The organism is Erythrobacter sp. S267 (assembly GCF_057365045.1).
The window spans coordinates 2,960,583-2,980,101 of sequence record NZ_CP200298.1 but is presented as its reverse complement, the minus strand read 5'-3'; the positions used below and the strand labels follow the sequence as shown (position 1 = coordinate 2,980,101).

Annotated in this window: 21 protein-coding genes and 1 tRNA gene; 16 read left to right on the top strand and 6 right to left on the bottom strand. The window is 59.8% G+C overall.

The genetic code is table 11. From position 1 onward, the window contains the following. Positions 1 to 21 precede the first annotated feature (21 nt). A complete protein-coding gene (locus AC0V6X_RS14065) occupies positions 22 to 306 on the bottom strand; it encodes a metal-sensitive transcriptional regulator (protein WP_486185169.1) in 285 nt (94 codons plus the stop codon). Between the two features lie 97 nt (positions 307 to 403). On the opposite strand from AC0V6X_RS14065, the gene AC0V6X_RS14060 reads away from it, so the two are divergent. Together AC0V6X_RS14060 and AC0V6X_RS14055 are read left to right on the top strand one after the other, a co-directional pair. Continuing rightward, a complete protein-coding gene (locus AC0V6X_RS14060) occupies positions 404 to 2,107 on the top strand; it encodes a copper resistance system multicopper oxidase (RefSeq protein WP_486185592.1) in 1,704 nt (567 codons plus the stop codon). Next, the gene (locus AC0V6X_RS14055) at positions 2,104 to 3,240 is read left to right on the top strand and encodes a copper resistance protein B (RefSeq protein WP_486185168.1); all 1,137 of its coding nucleotides are present in this window, start codon (positions 2,104 to 2,106) and stop codon (positions 3,238 to 3,240) included. Before AC0V6X_RS14060 ends, AC0V6X_RS14055 begins: the two co-directional genes overlap by 4 nt. Before the next feature lie 73 nt (positions 3,241 to 3,313). Here AC0V6X_RS14055 and AC0V6X_RS14050 read toward each other — a convergent pair. Next, positions 3,314 to 3,388: transfer RNA gene (locus tag AC0V6X_RS14050), tRNA-Thr, on the bottom strand. A gap of 60 nt (positions 3,389 to 3,448) precedes the next feature. Between AC0V6X_RS14050 and AC0V6X_RS14045 the strand changes: the two genes are divergently transcribed. From AC0V6X_RS14045 to AC0V6X_RS14005, 9 genes are all read left to right on the top strand, one after another. Next, positions 3,449 to 3,628: a hypothetical protein gene (locus AC0V6X_RS14045; protein ID WP_486185167.1), complete on the top strand. Its 180-nt coding sequence runs from the start codon at positions 3,449 to 3,451 to the stop codon at positions 3,626 to 3,628. Positions 3,629 to 3,694: 66 nt separating this feature from the next. Continuing rightward, entirely contained in the window at positions 3,695 to 4,381 is a 687-nt protein-coding gene (gene gpmA, locus AC0V6X_RS14040; protein ID WP_486185166.1) for a 2,3-diphosphoglycerate-dependent phosphoglycerate mutase, read from the top strand. Then, positions 4,381 to 4,872 carry a 5-(carboxyamino)imidazole ribonucleotide mutase gene (gene purE, locus AC0V6X_RS14035; RefSeq protein WP_486185165.1) on the top strand — a complete coding sequence of 164 codons (492 nt, stop codon included), beginning with the start codon at positions 4,381 to 4,383 and terminating at the stop codon, positions 4,870 to 4,872. Before gpmA ends, purE begins: the two co-directional genes overlap by 1 nt. Further along, positions 4,869 to 5,951, top strand: a complete 1,083-nt coding sequence (locus tag AC0V6X_RS14030) for a 5-(carboxyamino)imidazole ribonucleotide synthase (RefSeq protein WP_486185164.1) — start codon at positions 4,869 to 4,871, stop codon at positions 5,949 to 5,951. The genes purE and AC0V6X_RS14030 overlap by 4 nt, the downstream gene beginning before the upstream one ends. An 8-nt stretch (positions 5,952 to 5,959) precedes the next feature. Continuing rightward, entirely contained in the window at positions 5,960 to 6,466 is a 507-nt protein-coding gene (locus AC0V6X_RS14025) for a dihydrofolate reductase (RefSeq protein ID WP_486185163.1), read from the top strand. Continuing rightward, positions 6,466 to 7,389 carry a bifunctional riboflavin kinase/FAD synthetase gene (locus tag AC0V6X_RS14020; RefSeq protein WP_486185162.1) on the top strand — a complete coding sequence of 308 codons (924 nt, stop codon included), beginning with the start codon at positions 6,466 to 6,468 and terminating at the stop codon, positions 7,387 to 7,389. The genes AC0V6X_RS14025 and AC0V6X_RS14020 overlap by 1 nt, the downstream gene beginning before the upstream one ends. Positions 7,390 to 7,445: 56 nt before the next feature. After that, the gene (gene ileS, locus AC0V6X_RS14015) at positions 7,446 to 10,397 is read left to right on the top strand and encodes an isoleucine--tRNA ligase (RefSeq protein WP_486185161.1); all 2,952 of its coding nucleotides are present in this window, start codon (positions 7,446 to 7,448) and stop codon (positions 10,395 to 10,397) included. Continuing rightward, a complete protein-coding gene (lspA, locus tag AC0V6X_RS14010; RefSeq protein WP_486185160.1) occupies positions 10,397 to 10,924 on the top strand; it encodes a signal peptidase II in 528 nt (175 codons plus the stop codon). Before ileS ends, lspA begins: the two co-directional genes overlap by 1 nt. A 1-nt stretch (position 10,925) precedes the next feature. Further along, positions 10,926 to 11,336 (top strand): DUF3035 domain-containing protein, encoded by a 411-nt coding sequence (locus AC0V6X_RS14005; protein WP_486185159.1) that lies wholly within the window; start codon positions 10,926 to 10,928, stop codon positions 11,334 to 11,336. Between the two features lie 76 nt (positions 11,337 to 11,412). On the opposite strand, the gene AC0V6X_RS14000 is transcribed toward AC0V6X_RS14005, so the two are convergent. Then, entirely contained in the window at positions 11,413 to 12,732 is a 1,320-nt protein-coding gene (locus tag AC0V6X_RS14000; protein ID WP_486185158.1) for a hemolysin family protein, read from the bottom strand. A gap of 186 nt (positions 12,733 to 12,918) precedes the next feature. Here AC0V6X_RS14000 and AC0V6X_RS13995 point away from each other — a divergent pair, with 186 nt between their 5' ends. After that, a complete protein-coding gene (locus AC0V6X_RS13995; RefSeq protein WP_486185157.1) occupies positions 12,919 to 13,614 on the top strand; it encodes a YiaD family glycine zipper/OmpA-like lipoprotein in 696 nt (231 codons plus the stop codon). Positions 13,615 to 13,661: 47 nt separating this feature from the next. On the opposite strand, the gene AC0V6X_RS13990 is transcribed toward AC0V6X_RS13995, so the two are convergent. Then, a complete protein-coding gene (locus tag AC0V6X_RS13990; RefSeq protein WP_486185156.1) occupies positions 13,662 to 14,438 on the bottom strand; it encodes a 3'(2'),5'-bisphosphate nucleotidase CysQ in 777 nt (258 codons plus the stop codon). Positions 14,439 to 14,596: 158 nt separating this feature from the next. Between AC0V6X_RS13990 and sucC the strand changes: the two genes are divergently transcribed. After that, positions 14,597 to 15,796: an ADP-forming succinate--CoA ligase subunit beta gene (gene sucC, locus AC0V6X_RS13985; protein WP_486185155.1), complete on the top strand. Its 1,200-nt coding sequence runs from the start codon at positions 14,597 to 14,599 to the stop codon at positions 15,794 to 15,796. 86 nt (positions 15,797 to 15,882) lie between these two features. Beyond that, complete coding sequence (locus AC0V6X_RS13980; RefSeq protein ID WP_486185591.1) at positions 15,883 to 16,467, top strand: TIGR00645 family protein; 585 nt, start codon at positions 15,883 to 15,885, stop codon at positions 16,465 to 16,467. A gap of 19 nt (positions 16,468 to 16,486) precedes the next feature. Here the strand turns inward: AC0V6X_RS13980 and AC0V6X_RS13975 are convergent, their stop codons facing one another. Together AC0V6X_RS13975 and AC0V6X_RS13970 are read right to left on the bottom strand one after the other, a co-directional pair. Beyond that, positions 16,487 to 17,044 carry a DUF6265 family protein gene (locus tag AC0V6X_RS13975; RefSeq protein ID WP_486185154.1) on the bottom strand — a complete coding sequence of 186 codons (558 nt, stop codon included), beginning with the start codon at positions 17,042 to 17,044 and terminating at the stop codon, positions 16,487 to 16,489. A gap of 22 nt (positions 17,045 to 17,066) precedes the next feature. Beyond that, on the bottom strand, positions 17,067 to 17,582 hold the full coding sequence (locus tag AC0V6X_RS13970; RefSeq protein ID WP_486185153.1) for a DUF6265 family protein: 516 nt from the start codon (positions 17,580 to 17,582) through the stop codon (positions 17,067 to 17,069). A gap of 226 nt (positions 17,583 to 17,808) precedes the next feature. On the opposite strand from AC0V6X_RS13970, the gene AC0V6X_RS13965 reads away from it, so the two are divergent. Both AC0V6X_RS13965 and AC0V6X_RS13960 read left to right on the top strand, forming a co-directional pair. Further along, positions 17,809 to 18,555 (top strand): electron transfer flavoprotein subunit beta/FixA family protein, encoded by a 747-nt coding sequence (locus AC0V6X_RS13965; RefSeq protein ID WP_486185152.1) that lies wholly within the window; start codon positions 17,809 to 17,811, stop codon positions 18,553 to 18,555. A gap of 30 nt (positions 18,556 to 18,585) precedes the next feature. Further along, positions 18,586 to 19,515, top strand: a complete 930-nt coding sequence (locus AC0V6X_RS13960; protein ID WP_486185151.1) for an electron transfer flavoprotein subunit alpha/FixB family protein — start codon at positions 18,586 to 18,588, stop codon at positions 19,513 to 19,515. Positions 19,516 to 19,519 lie beyond the last annotated feature (4 nt).

Genomic DNA, 19,519 nt, shown 5'->3' with positions numbered 1-19,519 from the left:
TTTGCCCGCTTAGCCACACGCTCACTTGCGCGTCCGCTCCAGCAGGTCAACGAGCTCCTCGAACTTCTCGCGCTGCTCGCCTTCATCGCCACTGGCGATGGCTTCGGCAACGCAACATGCAGCGTGGTCCTTTAAGACCTGCGTTTCCACCTTTGCGAGTGCAGATTTGATCGCGGCGATCTGGTGCAAAATGTCCATGCAATAGCGATCATCCTCGACCATCTGCGCAACGCCGCGCACCTGGCCCTCAATCCGCTTAAGGCGGTTCAGTTTGGCGCCTCGAACTTCGGTGATGTCCTTGCCCATGTCTTGATCCTGATTGATATACCCTATGGGGGTATATATAGGTCATATCCGTCGTTCAACCAAAGTGACTTTCACCATGCCCGTTTCCCGCCGCAAATTGATTACCAGCACCGCCGCCTTGGCCGCAGCGTCGTCACTTCCCATGCCTGCTTGGGCCCGTGGGCAGTCCTATCGCGGCTCCATGCCACACGCGAGCAAGGGGTTTGGCGAGCTCTCTGGCGAGGACATCAACCTTTCAATCGGTGATGCGCATTTCATGACGAGCGGGCGTTCTGGTCATGCCTTTGCCGTGAATGGCACAGTACCCGGACCGCTGATCCGACTGCGCGAGGGGCAGGACGTTCGGCTGCACGTCACCAACAATCTGGACGAAGATAGCTCGATCCACTGGCATGGCCTGCTCCTGCCATTTCAGTTCGACGGTGTGCCGGGCGTCAGCTTTCCCGGCATCAAGCCGGGCGAGACCTTCACGTACGAATTCCCGATCCGTCAGACCGGCACCTATTGGTGGCACTCGCATTCCGGCTTGCAAGAACAGGCGGGACATTACGGCCCGATCATCATTGAGAGCGACGAGCCGGACCCGCGCTATGACCGCGACTATGTGGTTCTCTTGTCCGAGTTCACGCCGATCCACCCGCACCAGATCATGCGCCTATTGAAGGTCGGCGAGCATTACTTCCAGCGGCAAATGCAGACCGCCAGCGAAGGCGAGATGTCGGGTGAGATGCGCCGCATGTGGGGGCAGATGCGCATGAACCCGCGCGACATCTCCGATGTGACCGGCACGACCTATACTTATCTCATCAACGGGCATGGCCCCGCCGACGACCTACAGCTGGAGTTCCGCCCCGGCGAGCGCGTGCGCCTGCGTATCATCAACGGCAGCGCCATGACCTTCTTCAATGTCCGTATCCCTGGAGTGCCGATGACCGTCATTCAAACGGATGGGCAGGACGTCGATGAAGTTGAGGTGGACGAGTTCCAGATCGGGGTTGCCGAGACCTACGACGTTATCGTCCAACCCAAAGATGGCAGCCATGCTATCGTCGCCGAGGCAATGGACCGCAGCGGTATGGGCATCGCAAGCCTGACTTCGCATCCAGGGCACATCGCCACCCCGCCGGCTCTGCGCGAAATTCCAACACTCACCATGACCGACATGGGCATGATGGACCACTCAGCACATGGGGACCATGCGGGCCATGCAGGTCACGATATGGGCGGAATGGATCACAACATGCGCGACACGTCCTTGTTGCCCGATGATGTCGAGGCAGGGCCGGGGGTCGACATGGTCGCGCCGATGCCTATCGACCGAATGGACTTCCCTGGACTTGGCCTCGACACCGTCCCGCACCGGGTGCTGCGTTACACCGATCTTAAAGCCAAGCGGATGAATCCGCACCGCGAAGTCGAGCGAGAGATGGAGATCCATCTCACCGGGAACATGGAACGCTATATGTGGAGCTTCGATGGGAAGAAGTTCACCGCCGTCACCGATGACCCGATCCGCTTTGGCTATGATGAGCGGGTGCGGGTGAAGCTGGTCAATCAGACCATGATGGCCCACCCGATCCACCTGCACGGCCATTTCTTCGAGATGGTGAATGGCGCTGATCACATGCACCAACCCTTGAAGCACACGATGGTGGTGCAACCTGGTGGTACGGCGACTTTCGATCTCACGGCGAACGAGCCGGGCGACTGGGCCTTCCATTGCCACCTGCTCTACCACATGCATGCTGGTATGATGCAGGTCGTGACCGTGCGTCCATTCCCGGACGGAGCGCCCAAGTGAGTAGGGGGACAACACGCGTTCTGCTGCTTGCCACCGCAGCATTGATTGCAGCTCCTGCAGGTGCGCAGGAGCACTCTGGGCATGACCACTCTCAGCATCAGGCCGCTGGCCCGGCAAAAGACGTCGATCACTGCGCCATGGGACATCTGCCGCCAGAGCAGTGCCCGCCGACGGGTGAGCGTGCCGGCCATGATCATGCGGATCACAATCACAGTGGCCACGATCACTCGGGCAACGGGGCCATGGATCAATCTGATCACGGCGATGGCGACCAATCCAGTCAAATGGATCACGGCTCTATGGATCATTCCCAGATGGACCATTCGGGGATGGATCACAGCGCACACGGTTCGGCTCTCGACAAATCCGCGCCTGGCGCTGCGCCAGAAGACGCAGTGCCCGCTCGCGCCTTTGAAGGCCCCCGTCATGCAGCCGATGCGATCTGGGGTGCCGATGCCATGGCTCCAAGCCGCCGAAACCTCGCTCGCGAGAATGGCGGGATGCGCACGGGAAGTGTTCTCATTGAGAGGCTAGAGGGCCGTTTTGCCACCGATGGCGGCGAAGATGGCTATGTGTGGGATGCTCAGGCCTTTTACGGCGGAGACATCAACCGCTTTGTCCTCAAAACCGAGGGCGAAGGCGAGTTCGGTGGGGAGCTGGAGGACGCGGAGATACAGGCCCTCTACAGCCGCGCGATTGGCCCTTTCTTCGATCTGCAAGCGGGCGTGCGGTTCGATCCTGAACCCGACACACGCGGGCATATTGTTGTCGGTGTGCAAGGCCTCGCGCCTTACATGTTCCATGTCGACGGCGCGCTATTCCTCTCGGATCGCGGCGATCTGACGGCCCGTCTGGAAGGCGAATACGATCAGAAGATCACCCAGCAGCTGATTCTACAGCCAAGAATCGAGGTAGAGCTTTCCGCGCAAGACATCCCTGAACGCGGCATCGGCGCCGGCATCACCAAGATCGAGCCGGGCGTGCGCCTGCGTTACGAGATCGAACGCGAGTTCGCACCATATGTCGGTATCGAATACGAGGCAGCGATCGGCGAAACCGCAAACATCGCCAGAGCCGCCGGCGAAGACCCTAATGGGTTGAAGATAGTCGCGGGCTTGAGGGCTTGGTTCTAAGCAGACGCTATTCCAGCTTCTGCGCGCGCCAGGCGCTCGCAACCGGAAACGTCATGCCAAACAAGAAAAATGATGGTGCTGCTGGAGAGAATTGAACTCTCGGCCTCACCCTTACCAAGGGTGCGCTCTACCACTGAGCTACAGCAGCGCTCATAAGAGAGGCGCGCCTATCCATGTGGCGCGCCCGAATGTCAAGCCATGCTTGAACATGACAGGCGATAGCGGCAATGCGTTAGCCATGAGTGAAGATGCGAGCAACAATATGTCGCGCGAAGAACGTCTGGCGGCCAAACTGCGCGAAAACCTGAGGCGGCGCAAAGCGCAGACGCGCGAGATGAAGGCCGAATCAGACGATAACGGGGTTTCCAAGGAAAAGCCCGGTAGCTAGGGCATGATTTTGTGTTTGCGGCTCGCTACCGCGCGCGGCCTTGCCACCCGGCCAATTGGAGAAAAAATGCCCAAACTGATCCTCGTCCGTCATGGCCAGAGCCAGTGGAACCTCGAAAATCGCTTTACCGGTTGGTGGGATGTCGACCTCACCGAGAAGGGCGTAGCCGAGGCGAAGGCCGCTGGCGCGCTGATGAAGGAGAAAGGGGTCATTCCGACCACTTGCTTCACCTCTTTGCAGACCCGCGCGATCAAGACGCTCAATCTGGCGCTGGAAGAAGCGGGCCTTTTGTGGCTGCCCGTGACCAAGGATTGGCGCCTCAATGAACGGCATTATGGCGGGCTTACTGGCCTCAACAAGCAGGAGACGCGCGAGAAGCATGGCGATGAACAGGTGCATATCTGGCGCCGCAGCTTCGACACTCCGCCCCCGCCGATGGAGCCAGGCAGTGAATATGATCCGGGCGCGGACCCACGCTATGATGGTATCGACGTGCCCTACACGGAGAGCCTGAAGCTCACGATTGAACGCGTCCTGCCCTATTGGGAAAGCGATATTCTCCCCATTCTGGCGAGCGGCGAAACGGTGATCATTTCCGCCCACGGCAATTCCCTGCGCGCTTTGGTGAAACATCTCAGCCAAATCTCGGATGAGAACATCACCGGTCTCGAAATTCCAACCGGGCAGCCGATCATCTATGATTTCGACGATGATATGGTGCCGGGTGAGCGGTACTATCTGAAGGATTCATAATGGCCGGAGAGAAAGCCTCTAAGGTAGCCATCGTGATGGGCAGCCAGTCCGACTGGCCGACCATGAAGCTCGCAAGCGAGATCCTCGACGAGCTTGAGGTTGAGCACGAAGCGCGAATTGTTTCTGCCCACCGCACACCGGACCGGATGAGTGCTTTTGCCAAAGGGGCCGAGGGCGAAGGCTTTGACGTCATCATTGCAGGCGCTGGCGGCGCGGCGCATTTGCCCGGCATGATCGCGGCCATGACGCATCTGCCGGTGCTTGGCGTTCCGGTGCAGTCCAAGGCACTGTCGGGCATGGATAGTCTGCTCTCCATCGCGCAAATGCCAGCAGGTATTCCGGTTGGCACATTGGCAATTGGCGAAGCGGGAGCGAAGAACGCCGCGCTGATGGCAGCCGCCATCCTAGCGATCTCCGACGAAGACCTATCCGAGCGACTGCAAGACTGGCGTGCGGAAAGAACTGCGGCGGTGGGCGAAGTCCCTGTATGAGCGAAATGACACCCCTTCCTCCCGGCTCAACCATCGGCATTCTGGGTGGCGGCCAGTTGGGCCGCATGCTTGCCATTTCCGCTAACCAGCTTGGCTATCGTTGCATTGGCTATGCCCCGCAAGGCGACAATGTCGCCGCCGACGTCTGTACTGATTTCTTCGAGAATGGCTGGGGCGACACGGCAGCGCTAGCCTCGTTTGCGTCGCAGTGCGATGTGACCACCTGGGAGTTTGAAAATGTCCCGCTTGGCGCGGTCGATGCGATGCCGCAGGACCGCCTCCTGCCCACTCGCCAAGCACTTCAAGTGGCACAGGACCGGCTGAGTGAAAAACGCTTCGTCGAAGAGCTGGGAGCCAAATGCGCCAATTATGCCCGGGTCGAGAGCGACGAAGATTTTCAGCGCGCGCTCGAAACTGTGGGCACTCCCGGCATCCTGAAGACCGCCCGCGACGGCTATGACGGCAAAGGGCAATGGCGCATCACTTCCGACTATGAAGCGAAGGGGGTGCGCTTTCCCGGACGGACCTGCATTTACGAAGCCATGGTCGACTTTAAGGCCGAATTTTCAGTCATCCTGGTGCGCTCAGCACTCGGAGAGATCCGGTTCTGGGATTCGACAACCAACACGCATAGGGGCGGGATGCTGGTCACATCAGTTCTCCCCGCAGGACCGCATGTCGAGGCACAAGTCGAAGAGGCTCGCAGCATAGCCAGAAAAACTGCGGATGCACTCGGCTATGTCGGGGTGCTGACGCTGGAATTCTTTGCCACAGCGAATGGCCCGATTTTCAACGAAATGGCCCCTAGAGTGCACAATTCGGGCCACTGGACCATCGAAGGCGCGGCAACCAGCCAATTTGAAAACCACATCCGTGCGGTGACCGGACTGCCGCTTGGTGGAACCGAAACACGGTTCGCCAGCATCGCAATGCGCAATATCGTCGGCGAAGATGCCCTTACCGCGCACGAAATGCTCAGCGAGGAAGGCGAGCCACACCTCCACCTTTACGGCAAGCGCGAGGCGCGTGATGGACGCAAGATGGGCCATGTGACACGCGTGAGCAACGGAGCCGATTGAGGCATCACGTGAGCCACGACATCGTCCTCATCTATGCCCGCGCGGCGAATGGCTCGATTGGTCACGAGGGCAAGCTACCCTGGCACCTGCCCGCCGATCTCAAACGCTTCAAAACGCTCACCATGAACAAGCCCATGATCATGGGGCGCAAGACGTTTGAGAGCCTGCCTGGTCTGCTACCCGGACGCCGCCACATCGTCCTCACCCACCGTGAGACATGGGATTCGCAAGGTGCAGAGCAGGTCCATTCGGTCGAGGAAGCGTTGGCGCTGGCCTCTCAGGACAACGACACGGGCGAGATCATGGTGGTCGGCGGCGCAGCGATCTACGACGTCTTCCGCCCCCTCGCGCATCGCATCGAAGTGACCGAAATTCACGCCGAGTTCCCCGGTGACACGTTCATGAAGCCGCTCGGCCCCGAATGGGTCGAGGCGGCGCGAGAGGATCACGAGGCAGAAGATGAGCGTCCCGCTTACTCCTTCGTGACCTACGTTCCCGCAGAGGACGCGGAATAATGCGCTGGCTCGATCACAATGGCCGCATCCCTGATGCCTTGCGCGGTGCCATCATCGCGCTGGGCAATTTCGATGGCTTTCATCAGGGACACCAAGCGGTTGCGGGCGAGGCGATCCAATGGGCCAAGGCTGAGGGTCGCCCTTCAATCATCGCGACGTTCGATCCCCATCCGGTGCGCTTGTTCAAGCCTGATGCGCCACCCTTCCGCCTCACCACCTTGGAGCAGCGGCAGGAGCTCTACCTCGCTGCCGGAGCGACCGCGATGCTGGTTTTCCACTTCGACGCAGAGCTGGCAGGGACGAGCGCGGAGGATTTCATCTCCGACATTCTGATTGAACGGTTCGGCGCGCATGGTGTGGTCACTGGCGGCGACTTCACCTTCGGCAAGGGCGCGAAGGGCAACGTCGATCTGCTGCGCGAGCTGGGAGGGCCGCTCGGCCTGCAACCGCGTACAGTCGAGGCGGTTGAGAAAGACGGGATCGTCTCCTCAAGCCGCATCCGCGAAGCCCTGCGCGAAGGCGACCCGCAGCTTGCGGCGCAGTTGCTCACCCGACCCTTCGCAATCCGCGGAATTGTCGAACATGGCGACAAGAACGGCCGCAAACTCGGCTACCCCACCGCCAATATCGCGATCGACACCTATCTGCGCCCCAAATACGGGGTCTATGCGGTCACCGGCAAAGTGCTCAGCACCGGACAAGAGCTGAAAGGCGCGGCCAATATCGGCATCCGCCCGCAATTCGAGCCGCCCAAGGAGCTGCTCGAGCCATACTTCTTTGATTTCTCGGGCGACCTCTACGGTCAGGAGATCGAAGTCGCCTTCCACCACTTCCTGCGCGGAGAGGCCAAGTTCGACGATCTCGACGCCCTGATTGCGCAAATGGAACGCGATTGCGACGAGGCGAAGAGGCTGCTTGGATGATGGCCCGTTGAATGAGGGTTTCCCGAGGCGCTCAGATGCACTAACGGACGCGGCCTATGTCTGACGAAAAACCAACCCGTGACTACAAGGATACGGTCTTCCTGCCGAAGACCCCCTTCCCGATGAAAGCCGGCCTTCCGCAGAAGGAACCGGGCATTCAGGCGCGTTGGGCGGACATTGACCTCTATGCGAAGCTTCGCGAGGCGCGTTCGGGGCGCGAGAAGTTCATCCTCCACGATGGCCCTCCTTATGCAAACGGCGACATGCATATTGGCCACGCGCTGAACCATATCCTCAAGGACATGGTGTGCCGCTCGCAGAACCTGCTGGGCAAGGACGCGCCCTATGTGCCGGGCTGGGATTGCCACGGCCTTCCGATCGAGTGGAAGGTCGAGGAGCAATATCGCAAGAAGAAGAAAAACAAGGACGAGGTTCCGGCAAAGGAATTTCGCGCCGAGTGCCGCGCCTATGCTCAGAAGTGGGTCGACGCGCAGCGCGAGCAGCTAAAGCGCCTCGGCATTCAGGGCGACTGGGACAATCCCTACCTCACGATGGACTTCCAGGCCGAAGCAACCATCGTCGCCGAGCTGTGCAAGTTTGCCGAAGCCGGAAACCTCTATCGTGGCTCAAAGCCGGTGATGTGGTCGCCGGTCGAGAAGACCGCTCTGGCAGAGGCGGAGGTCGAGTATGAGGACCTGACAGATAGTCCGCAGATCGATGTGGCGTTTGAGATCACCGAGTGCCCTAACGTGCCCGAACTGGTCGGCGCGCATGCAGTGATCTGGACGACCACGCCTTGGACAATCCCAGTGAACCAGGCTTTGGCCTATGGGGCTGAGGTTGAGTATGCCTGCCTTGAGCTTGATTTCGTTGCTGATCCAGACGTGCGCGATTTCCTCAAGCAATCGCTCTTCGATTGGACTGATCGCAAGTTCTTGATTGCTGACGATCTTCGCGGCGAGTTTGAAGCGCGCGTCCTAAAGCAAGCTGAGGCGATGATCGCCAAGCATTTTGATGGGGCGAAAGTCACACGCGTCAGCGACGCACTGAAGTTCTCAAATGGCAAAGAAGCGATCAAAGGCTCCGAGCTAGCCGGGACCAAAGCTCGCCACCCTATGCACCATCTCGGCGGATTCTACGCGACGCCCCGCCCGCTCCTCGAAGGCGACTTCGTCACCACCGATAGCGGAACCGGCATCGTCCACATGTCGCCTGATCACGGCGAGGACGATTTCGATCTGTGCAAAGCGAACGGCATCAACCCCGTCTTCGCGGTGATGGACGATGGGCGCTATCGCGATGATTGGCTGTGGCTCGGTGCCGATGACAAGAATGAAGAGGGCAAGGAACGCCGCCGCTCGGTCATCAACAAGCCGTTCAACTCGCCCGAAGGCCCGATCTGCTCGGACCTGCGCGAGGCGGGAGCGCTGCTCAGCGCTTCTGCCGACTACGCGCACTCCTACCCGCATTCGTGGCGCTCCAAGGCCAAGGTGATCTATCGCTGCACGCCGCAATGGTTTGTGCCGATGGATAAGGAGCTTGAGGGTGGAGGAACCCTCCGCACCCGCGCCATGGGTGAGATCGAGCGCGTCGACTGGGTCCCGCCGAAGGGTCAGAACCGCATTGGAGCCATGGTTGAAGGGCGTCCCGACTGGGTCCTCTCGCGCCAACGCGCATGGGGCGTGCCGATCACGCTCTTCCTCAAAGCGGGCACCAGCGAGTATCTCCAAGACCCCGCCGTCAACGCACGTGTCGTCGCGGCGATCAGCGAAGAGGGCGTCGATGCTTGGGACGAGACGCGCAAAGCGGAGTTCCTCGGCTCAGATTACGACGCCGACGATTACGAGATGGTCACCGACATTCTCGACGTCTGGTTCGACTCAGGCTGCACCCATTCCTTCGTGCTCGAAAGTGGACGTTGGCCCGACCTCCAATGGCCTGCCAACCTCTATCTTGAAGGCTCCGACCAGCATCGCGGCTGGTTCCAGTCCTCTCTGCTGCAAAGCTGTGCTACACGGGGCCGCGCGCCATACGACGCGGTTCTGACCCACGGCTTCACGATGGACGCCAAGGGCAAGAAGATGTCGAAGTCGCTTGGCAACACGGTCGATCCGGTCAAGATGATGGAGCAGACCGGTGCGGATATCATCCGGCTGTGGGCGCTCAGCGTCGACTTCACCGAAGATCACCGCATCGGCGATGAAATCCTGAAAGGCGTCAGCGACCAGTACCGCCGCCTGCGCAACACATTCCGTTATCTGCTCGGTGCGCTGGACGGATATGTCGGCGACATGAGCGATGCGGGCGAGATTCCGGAGCTGGAGCTCTACGTCCTCTCTCTGCTGTCCGAGCTGGACGGGAAACTGCGCAAGGCGGCGGAGGAATACGACTTCAACACCTACACGCGCCTGCTGGTGGACTTCTGCAATGAAGACCTCAGCGCGTTCTTCTTCGATATCCGCAAGGACACGCTCTATTGCGACGGGCCGAACTCGACGACGCGCAATGCCTATCGCACGGTGCTCGACCTGCTCTTCCACGCGCTGGTCCGCTATGCTGCCCCGGTTCTGGTGCACACGGCGGAAGAAGTGTGGTCGACGCGGTATCCGGAGGACATCGAGCAAGGCGGCAGCGTCCACTTGCTCGAATGGCCGAGCGTTCCGCAAGTCCCCGCAGATACCGAGAAATGGGCCAAACTGCGGGCTCTTCGCGAACGAGTGACCGAGGCAATCGAACCACTGCGTCGCGACAAGGTCATCCGGTCGAGCAACGAAGCTGTCGTCTCCGTCCCCGCCTCCGCGGTGCCCGAAGGCGTCTCGGATGAGCAGCTCGCCGAATTGTTCATCACCGGGACAGTGACGCGCGGGCAATCGGGCGAAGTGACCGTGACCAAATCCACCGACCACAAATGCGGCCGCTGCTGGCGCTTGCTTCCCGATGTGGAGGAAGATGGCGCGCTGTGCGGACGGTGCGAAGATGCGGTCGCTGAGCTGGATGCGGCGCAATAATGAGCGGTCTCTTCACCCGTAACCGGCTGATTGGCCTTGGCTTTGCGGCGCTGATCGCTGTGATTGATCAGGCCATCAAGTGGTATGTCATCGGTCCGCTCGACCTGCGTCAGGTGCGCAATATCGAGCTGCTGCCGTTCTTTGACCTCACCTATCTCGAAAATCGCGGCATTTCTTTAGGGATGCTCGAGGCGACCAATATGGAGATGCGCTGGCTGCTGGTCGGCGTCACCGCTCTGATCGCTCTGGTCGTGCTCATCTGGATGATGCGCGAGAAGCTGCTGGGCGACATACTCGGCCTTTCGATGATCCTCGGCGGCGCGATCGGCAACATCCAGGACCGCTACACTCTGGGCTATGTGATCGACTATGCTGATCTGCATTTCGGCACGTTTAGGCCCTTCCTTGTTTTCAACGTCGCCGATGCGGCTATCACCATCGGCGTTGTGATCATCCTTGCACGCAGCCTGTTCCTGAGCGACAAGGAAGAAACCTCGGATGGCAACCCCATCCCTGCGGAGAAGTAATATGCGTAACCTCAAAACCGCCATCCTGCTCGCCACCGGAGCCTCCATGCTCGCAGCCTGCGGCGGCAGCGGTCTCTTCAACCGCGACCGCCCGGACGAGTTCGCTGTGCAGCGTCAGGCCCCACTGGTGGTTCCGCCTGACTTTTCGCTGAGCCCGCCTGCTCCTGGTGCCCCGCGCCCGGCAGAAGGTACGGCGTCTGAACAAGCGCTTGAGGCTCTGTTCGGCGGCTCGGCCCCTCGCAGTGAGATTGAAACCAGCGCGCTTGACCGTGCTGGTCCAGCAGCTCCCTCGATCCGGTCACAGATTGGTGACCCGGGCACCAACACCGTAGCCAAAGGCCGCGTGACGCGTGACATCATCGCCGCACCCGAAGGTGACGGAGCGACGGCGCAGACGCTTATTCCTTCTTGATTGTGTTCGCCCATCCGGGCGAACTCCTTGGTGTATTTCTCTCGCTAGCGCTACGCGCGCGTTATTGGGCGAAGCCCTAACCTTCCTCTTCGGCAGGACCTTCCTCGATCTTCGTGACCAGGATCTTGTTGATCCGGCGGTTGTCCATGTCGACAACCTCAAAGCTCCAGCCTTGGTCGATAAAGCTCTCGCCTTCGAGCGGGAGCTTCTTCATGACCGAAAGCGCATAGCCAGCCGCGGTGCCAAACTCGCGGTCTTCGCCATATTCGAGGCCCAGCCTGTCGGCGAGGCCATCGGCTGACAGGGCGCCAGAAACCACCATCGAGCCGTCCGAACACTCGATTATCTGCGGCGTATCGCCCTGATCCTGGTCGCTCGCGAAATTGCCAGCAATCGCTGTCAGCAGATCGACCGGTGTCACCACACCTTCGAAATGGCCATATTCGTCGTGCACCAGCGCCATCGCAATCTCGGACGATTGGAGCACCCGCAAAGCGTCCATCGCATCGAGCTGATCGGGGACAACTTCGGCCTTTTTCATAATCGCGCGGATGGAGACTTCCTCGCCCGCCACCAGCTTGCCCAGAACTTCGCGCACTTTCACAACCCCCAAGATAGAGTCTGGCGATCCTTCAGCGACGGGAAGTAGCGAGTGCGGGCTTTCGTCGATCCGGGCACGGATCTGCTCAACGTCCGCATCGGCCTCAATCCAGTCAAGTTCGGTGCGCGGTGTCATCATCTCGCGTACAGGACGCTCCGCCAACCGGACGACGCCGGTTAGGATCTGATGCTGCTCAGCCTCGATCACACCGGAACGGGTCGCATCGGCGAAGATCATTTGCAGCTCTTCCGCCGTCACGGAACTCGCGCCCTTGGAGCGGATACCGAACAAGGCGATGATCCCTGCCGACGATTTGTCGAGCACCCACACAGCGGGCGCCGCGATGCGTGCCAGCAGGTCCATCGGACGCGCCATGACCAACGCGATCGGTATGGCGGAGCGCAATGCAAGTTGTTTGGGCACCAGCTCGCCCACCACAACGCTGAGATAGGTCGTCAGCGCAATCACGAGGATAAAGGCAATCTCGCCCGAGATATCTGCCGGAACGCCCAGCAATGCGAGCCGCTCTCCCACCGGTCCCTCAAGGCTGGCTCCCGAAAAGGCGCCGGTGATGATTGCGATCAGCGTTATGCCGATCTGCACAGTGGACAGAAAACGCCCCGGTTCTGCCGCCAGACGCAAAGCGGTCTCCGCCGCTGCGGAACCGCCCTCGGCACGCGATTTCAGCTTCGCTGTCTTGGCTGAGACAATCGCGAGCTCAGACATGGCGAACACGCCGTTGAGCACAATGAGCCCGGCGATGATGATCAGGTCGGTCCAGGGAAACGGTGTCACGCTGTGTCGCTAGCACAAATGGCGCGGCAATCCAGTACTCCTCTGCGCAAAGGCGGTTTACATGTTGTTGCAGAGCATTCAGCTTGCGGCAAACTGGGGCCACGCATGCGATAGATTGTTGGATACGAGGCTGCAACAGACGGCTTTTTGAACTAGAAGAGAATCCAACGCTGGAGGACTGAACACATGAAAACATCTCGCATTCTGCTTTCGAGCTCCGCCGCGCTTGCCATGATGGGCACAAGCGCATGCGTCACCGATCCGAACACCGGGGAACAGAAGATCTCGCGCACGGCCATCGGCGCAGGGCTTGGCGGTACGCTGGGCTATCTGCTTGGCGGTGCAATTGGCGGCGATGCGGCCCGCATCATCGGTGCTGGGATAGGCGGCTCCGCAGGCGCTGTCGTCGGCAAGCAGTTTGACGACCAAATTCGCGAGCTTGATGAAGAGCTCGAAGGTACCGGTGTCGATGTCGAGGAAGTGGGCGATCAGGATGCGATCCTCGTCCGCCTGCCCGACGGCGTGACCTTCGCGCGCGGGTCAGCCGACATCAATCCGGGTTTTTATGACTCGCTCAATGCAGTCGCTGAAAGCCTTATCCGCTATCCCAACTCACTGATCGACGTTTACGGATTTACCGACACGACCGGCTCGGACGCCTTGAACCAGCGCCTGTCAGAGCAGCGTGCTCAGGCAGTCGCCGATTATCTCGCAGCGCGCGGTGTGGCTCGTAGCCGGATTGAGACGCGCGGTTATGGTGAGGCTCGCGACTATCTGCGCGTGCAGACCGGGGACAATGTGAATGAGCCGCTGAACCGCCGTGTCGAGATCAAGATCATCCCAATCAGCCAGGACGATGTGAACGCAGCGCAGGCGCAGTAGGCACAAAGCCAGCTAAAAGGAGGGGCGGTCCGAATCGGCCGCCCTTTCTATTTCAGTTGCTTGGCTCGTTCAGCTAGCCGCTCTACCGCTGCTGCATGAATGCCAGGAGAGCTGACCAAGACGCCAAAGTCACGCGGGTCGTGCTTGTTGTAGGCGAGCGGTTGCCCAAACGCGTCGGAGACCTGCGCTCCAGCTTCCCGTGCGATTAGGCTGGCAGCGGCAATGTCCCATTCAAAGCCCCAGCGCAAAGTGGCAAGCAGATCAGCGCGATCATCAGCGACCATCGCGATCCTAAGAGCGATAGAATTGGGCTTATCGACCGCGACAAGATCACTGTCCGCGTTGGGCAGTTGATCAGTGGGAACTCGAGATCCGGCAAATTCAGTCCGGGCACTGGCTGTGAGCGGAATTCCGTTCAAGGTCGCTCCCTGACCTGCAACCGCCAGCCATTCCTCTTCGCGCGCGGGAGCCGCCAGCATGCCGATCAACGGCTTGCCCGAGCTGATGAGCGCAACCGACACCGACCATCCGGCCCTCCCCCGCACAAAGTCACGGGTACCGTCAATCGGGTCGACCAGCCATATCAGATCGCTCTTGGTGCGCAGCTTATCGTCTGCGGTCTCTTCGGAAAGCCACGCGGCAGAGGGCAATAGCGCGCCCAGCTCACGCCGCAAAAACACATCGACCGCAAGATCCGCCTCGCTCACCGGGTCGCCGGGCGTCTTCTCCCAACTGTCGAGATCATAGCCAGTGCCCGGCCAACGCGAATGCGCAATCCGTCCGGCTTCACGAACGATTTCTTTTAGGCGGGCCTGATCAATCATGGGCGCTCAATCATCTCTGCTTCAGCCGTATCTGGAGCTTTTCTGCGATGCACCCCCGTGCAGGTACGTAAGCCACTTTTCAAGTGGGCGAATCCATGCTTAGGCGCTCTTGGATAGGACTTAGCCCCAATGGGGCAACAAAAGGGATCACAGCGCACATGAACGTCCACGAATATCAGGCGAAAGAACTGCTCAAGGAACACGGCATCGCGGTGCCGGACGGCCACGCCGCTCTGAGCGTTGGTGAAGCGGTTGAGGCAGCGAAGAAACTGCCCGGGCCGCTCTATGTGGTCAAAGCGCAGATCCACGCTGGCGGCCGCGGCAAGGGCAAGTTCAAGGAACTGCCTGAAGACGCGAAAGGCGGCGTGCGGCTCGCCAAGTCAATCGAAGAGGTTGAAGCGAACGCGACAGAGATGCTCGGCAACACTCTGGTGACGATCCAGACCGGTGCGGAGGGCAAGCAAGTCAACCGCCTCTACGTCACTGACGGTGTCGATATTGCCAAGGAATACTACTTCTCTCTGCTGGTCGACCGCGCGTCAGGTCAGGTCGCGATGGTTGTCTCAACCGAAGGCGGAATGGACATCGAAGCGGTCGCGCACGACACGCCCGAACTGATCACCACGATCACGATCAACCCTGCCCAAGGCTTCATGCCGCATCACGGCCGCGCGGTGGCGTTTGGCCTGAAGCTGACCGGCGACCTCAACAAGCAGGCGCAGAAGCTGGCAAAGCAGCTCTACGACGCTTTCATGGCAACCGATGCTGAAATGCTCGAAATCAACCCGCTGGTTGAGACCGAAGACGGTAAGCTGCTGGTACTCGACGCGAAGATGAGCTTCGACGGCAACGCGCTGTTCCGCCACCCCGCTATCGAAGCGATGCGCGATGAGACCGAAGAAGACCCCGCCGAAGTGGAAGCCTCGGAATACGACCTCGCCTATATCAAGCTCGACGGCAATATTGGCTGCATGGTCAACGGCGCAGGGCTAGCCATGGCGACGATGGACATCATCAAGCTGAACGGCGCGTTCCCTGCCAACTTCCTCGACGTAGGCGGCGGCGCGACGACCGAGAAAGTCACGGCAGCATTCAAAATCATCCTCAAAGACCCGGCGGTGGAAGGCATCCTCGTCAACATCTTTGGCGGGATCATGAAATGCGATACGATTGCGGAAGGCATTGTTGTCGCGGCCAAGGAAGTCGACCTCAGCGTGCCGTTGGTGGTACGCCTCGAAGGTACCAATGTTGCCAAGGGCAAGGAAATCCTCGCCAATTCAGGCCTCCCAATTGTCCCGGCGGACGATCTGGGCGACGCAGCGAAGAAGATCGTTGCCGAGGTGAAAGAAGCCGCCTGATCAGGCGCTTGCCGCTTTCCCTTAGCCAGCTGTTAACCATAAGCCTCTAGTCAGCTCCTCAATCAGGGGAGCTGACCAGAGTGACTATGCCATCATCAGAAACCGCCTCGGCTGAAGGTCCAATGCGGCACAAGAAGCCCGATAGCTTCAAACGCGCGGAAGAGGTGCTTGAATCAGTGCTGTTCGGCAGTCGCTGGCTGATGGCGCCGTTCTATCTGATGATGGTTGGTGCACTCGGCATGCTCCTGGTTAAGTTTGCCCAGGAAAGCTGGCACATCATCACGCACACGCTGACCATGTCAGAGGCAGACGCGGTGCTCGCCGTGTTGTCGCTGATCGACATTACCCTCACCGGCAATCTGCTGCTCATGGTGGTGTTTGCAGGGTACGAAAACTTCGTCTCCAAGATGGATGTCGATGATCACGAGGATCGCCCGGATTGGATGGGGAAGGTCGATTTCGCCGGGCTTAAACTCAAGCTCGTCGCTTCGATCGTTGCGATTTCCGGCATCAACCTGCTCAAGAGCTTCATGGCACTGAGCGCGACCGAAATCACTCCGGGGGTCGAGAAGCAGCTGTTCTGGATGCTCGCAATCCACGTTGTCTTCATCACCTCAGGCGTGATGCTGGCTCTGATGGACAAGGTCGCCGCCGCGACGAAGCCGCACTGATTGATTCCGCAGTGCGAGCCTAGTCGGCTTCAACCCGTGTGTAGCGATAGGTGAAGAGCTCTGCCTCGAAGTTGTTTTCGCCCGGAGCCTCCTTCCAGTAGACGCTCATCCCGATAATGTTGCCAGAGTCTTCGGATCGCTCGCACGCAATCGTCATGCCGTGGAAATAGAGGCGACACCCATCATCCTCGATGCGCAACAAGCGACGCTCGAGATACTTGTCGCCACTATATTCCGGGTCAAAGGTGTTGTTGTGGAAAGCGAGTGAATAGCCGTTAGACACAATCACCATATGCTCAGCCCAGTTGACCACGCCAACTTCCGGCTCTTCTGAGGTGAGTTCCAGGAAGGCTCCAGCCATCAGCTGACCTTTGGGACCGATCCAGGTCTCGAGCACCTCATCGCCCTCTTCGTTCACACCCCGCCAAGTGCCAGAAAGCCACGCCACTTGGTCAAGCTGAGCTGGAGGCCAGACATAGCCCGGCGTTTCGTGCAGCACTTCTTGTGCAGCCAATTGTTGCACCGTGCCAAGCAAAAGGAACGCTGCGAGTATTACGAAGGTCAGGTTTCGGATCATCGTAACTCCTTGATGTAGCGAATTACATCGGCTTGAAACTAAACACCAGCTCGCCACCCGACTTCATGCGCACCGCCGCGACAAGACCCTCGCCCGGAGCATCAGGATCGGCACAGCGCAGGGTCAGCGCGTTGAAATAAGCGGCGCATTTCTCAATCGCGATTAGGCGGAAGGTCAGCATATCGTCCTTCTCCTCCCAGCCTGTGAGATCAGCGTTGAAATGCTTGAGGCGTAGGACGAGCGAGCTGTCCTCCTCCATCAAATAGAGATGCTCGGTGAACATGATGGTGGCATCGTCATTCTGCTGGACGAAAGTGCCCACCATCACGCTGCCCGTGGGCGGTAGCCAGCTTTCCATTGCGGGCGCACCGCCGATGCCGTCGCCGACCCACTGTCCGACCAGCCATTTCATCTCAGCGAGTGTCGCAGGGGGCGATTCGAAGCCCTCCTCGCCCAGCCTAGTCTCTTGCGCTATCGCGCCATTTGACAGCGCGATCGCTGCGAAAAACGTCCCTAACGCGCGTCCAATTGCAATCATTGCATCTCTCCCATCCCGTCCGTTCCCTCACATACAACTCTCAAGGCACATGCCTCAATACAGAGGGTTGACGTGAGGTAGACGGAGCGCGAGACCCGGATTCGACAGGTGAGCAAAAAGAATCTGCCACCGCTCACGCGCCTCTGCCTTACTTGACGTTTACGTAAACGCGAGCTAGGCAGGCGACAAAGTTTGCCAAGGTTTGGATGACAGGAAGGAATCTCCGATGAAAATCATCGTCCCCGTCAAGCGGGTGATCGACTATAACGTGAAGCCGCGGGTCAAGCCCGATGGCTCCGGCGTTGATCTTGCCAACGTCAAGATGAGCATGAACCCATTCGACGAAATCGCTGTCGAAGAAGCCATCCGCATCAAGGAAGCGGGCAAGGCTGAAGAGATCATCGCGGTTTCCGTTGGCCCGGCCAAGGCTCAGGAAACGCTCCGCACCGCCCTCGCCATGGGAGCCGACCGTGCGATCCTGGTCGAAACCGATGAAGAGGTCGAACCGCTCGCCGTGGCAAAGATCCTCAAGGCCATCGCTGACGAAGAGCAGCCCGGCCTGATCGTTCTGGGCAAGCAGTCGATCTCCGACGACAGCAACCAGACCGGCCAGATGCTTGCGGCCCTCATGGGCCGTCCACAAGGCACCTTCGCCAACACCGTCGAAGTCGATGGCGACAGCGTTTCGGTCAAGCGCGAGATTGACGGCGGTCTCGAGACCGTGAAGCTCACGCTCCCTGCTATCGTCACCACCGACCTGCGCCTGAACGAGCCGCGCTACGCTTCGCTGCCAAACATCATGAAGGCGAAGAAGAAGCCGCTCGACACGAAGACCCCGGCGGATTTCGGTGTCGACATCGCGCCGCGTCTGACCACCACCAATGTCAGCGAGCCTCCGGTTCGTCAGGCTGGTGAAAAGGTCGAAGACGTCGCGGCTCTGGTCGCCAAGATCAAGGAGCTGGGGATCGCGTAAGCGGCCCGGCTTAGGAAAGGACAGACAAATATGAACACTCTGGTTCTGGTCGAACACGACAACGCATCGGTCAATGATGCAACGCTCGCTGTGGTGACTGCGGCAGCGAAGCTCGGCGATGTCACCGCTCTCGTTGCTGGTAGCAATTGCGGCGGTGCAGCCGAAGCGGCAGCCAAGATCGCTGGCGTCTCCAAAGTGCTGAAGGCCGATGATGCAGCATATGGCGAAGGCCTCGCTGAAAACGTTGCCCCGCTCGCCGCCGGTTTGATGGAAGGCTATGACGCATTCCTCGCGCCTGCGACGACCTCGGGCAAGAACATCGCCCCGCGCGTCGCAGCCCTACTGGACGTGATGCAGATTTCGGACATTCTCTCGATCGAGGGCCCCAAGACCTTCACCCGTCCGATCTATGCCGGCAACGCGATTGCGACCGTCGAAAGCTCCGACCCCAAGCTCGTCATCACCGTGCGCGGTACCGCGTTCGAGAAGGCGGATGCGGAAGGCGGTTCGGCTGCGATTGAAGACGCTAGCGGTCCGGGCGATGCGGGCATCTCGATCTTCGTCAGCCGCGAAGTCGCCAAGAGCGAGCGCCCCGAACTGACCTCAGCCAAGGTCATTGTCTCGGGCGGCCGTGCACTGAAAGACGGCGAAACCTTCGAGAGCATCATCAATCCGCTCGCGGACAAGCTCGGGGCGGCCATCGGTGCTAGCCGTGCAGCCGTCGATGCAGGCTACGTTCCCAACGACTATCAGGTCGGCCAAACCGGTAAGATCGTCGCTCCCGAAGTGTACATCGCCATCGGCATTTCCGGTGCGATCCAGCACTTGGCCGGCATGAAAGACTCCAAGGTCATCATCGCCATCAACAAGGACGAGGACGCGCCGATCTTCCAGGTCGCCGATATCGGCCTGGTCGCGGACCTCTTTGAAGCAGTCCCGGAAATGACCGGGGCGTTGTAAGCGA

What these genes read in the sequence shown, in the direction of transcription:
- AC0V6X_RS14065 (WP_486185169.1), bottom strand. Translation starts at nt 306, where the DNA reads ATGGGCAAGGACATCACCGAAGTTCGAGGCGCCAAACTGAACCGCCTT.
- AC0V6X_RS14045 (WP_486185167.1), top strand. Translation starts at nt 3,449, where the DNA reads ATGACAGGCGATAGCGGCAATGCGTTAGCCATGAGTGAAGATGCGAGC.
- gpmA (WP_486185166.1), top strand. Translation starts at nt 3,695, where the DNA reads ATGCCCAAACTGATCCTCGTCCGTCATGGCCAGAGCCAGTGGAACCTC.
- purE (WP_486185165.1), top strand. Translation starts at nt 4,381, where the DNA reads ATGGCCGGAGAGAAAGCCTCTAAGGTAGCCATCGTGATGGGCAGCCAG.
- AC0V6X_RS14030 (WP_486185164.1), top strand. Translation starts at nt 4,869, where the DNA reads ATGAGCGAAATGACACCCCTTCCTCCCGGCTCAACCATCGGCATTCTG.
- AC0V6X_RS14020 (WP_486185162.1), top strand. Translation starts at nt 6,466, where the DNA reads ATGCGCTGGCTCGATCACAATGGCCGCATCCCTGATGCCTTGCGCGGT.
- ileS (WP_486185161.1), top strand. Translation starts at nt 7,446, where the DNA reads ATGTCTGACGAAAAACCAACCCGTGACTACAAGGATACGGTCTTCCTG.
- lspA (WP_486185160.1), top strand. Translation starts at nt 10,397, where the DNA reads ATGAGCGGTCTCTTCACCCGTAACCGGCTGATTGGCCTTGGCTTTGCG.
- AC0V6X_RS14005 (WP_486185159.1), top strand. Translation starts at nt 10,926, where the DNA reads ATGCGTAACCTCAAAACCGCCATCCTGCTCGCCACCGGAGCCTCCATG.
- AC0V6X_RS13995 (WP_486185157.1), top strand. Translation starts at nt 12,919, where the DNA reads ATGAAAACATCTCGCATTCTGCTTTCGAGCTCCGCCGCGCTTGCCATG.
- AC0V6X_RS13990 (WP_486185156.1), bottom strand. Translation starts at nt 14,438, where the DNA reads ATGATTGATCAGGCCCGCCTAAAAGAAATCGTTCGTGAAGCCGGACGG.
- sucC (WP_486185155.1), top strand. Translation starts at nt 14,597, where the DNA reads ATGAACGTCCACGAATATCAGGCGAAAGAACTGCTCAAGGAACACGGC.
- AC0V6X_RS13980 (WP_486185591.1), top strand. Translation starts at nt 15,883, where the DNA reads ATGCCATCATCAGAAACCGCCTCGGCTGAAGGTCCAATGCGGCACAAG.
- AC0V6X_RS13975 (WP_486185154.1), bottom strand. Translation starts at nt 17,044, where the DNA reads ATGATCCGAAACCTGACCTTCGTAATACTCGCAGCGTTCCTTTTGCTT.
- AC0V6X_RS13970 (WP_486185153.1), bottom strand. Translation starts at nt 17,582, where the DNA reads ATGATTGCAATTGGACGCGCGTTAGGGACGTTTTTCGCAGCGATCGCG.
- AC0V6X_RS13965 (WP_486185152.1), top strand. Translation starts at nt 17,809, where the DNA reads ATGAAAATCATCGTCCCCGTCAAGCGGGTGATCGACTATAACGTGAAG.
- AC0V6X_RS13960 (WP_486185151.1), top strand. Translation starts at nt 18,586, where the DNA reads ATGAACACTCTGGTTCTGGTCGAACACGACAACGCATCGGTCAATGAT.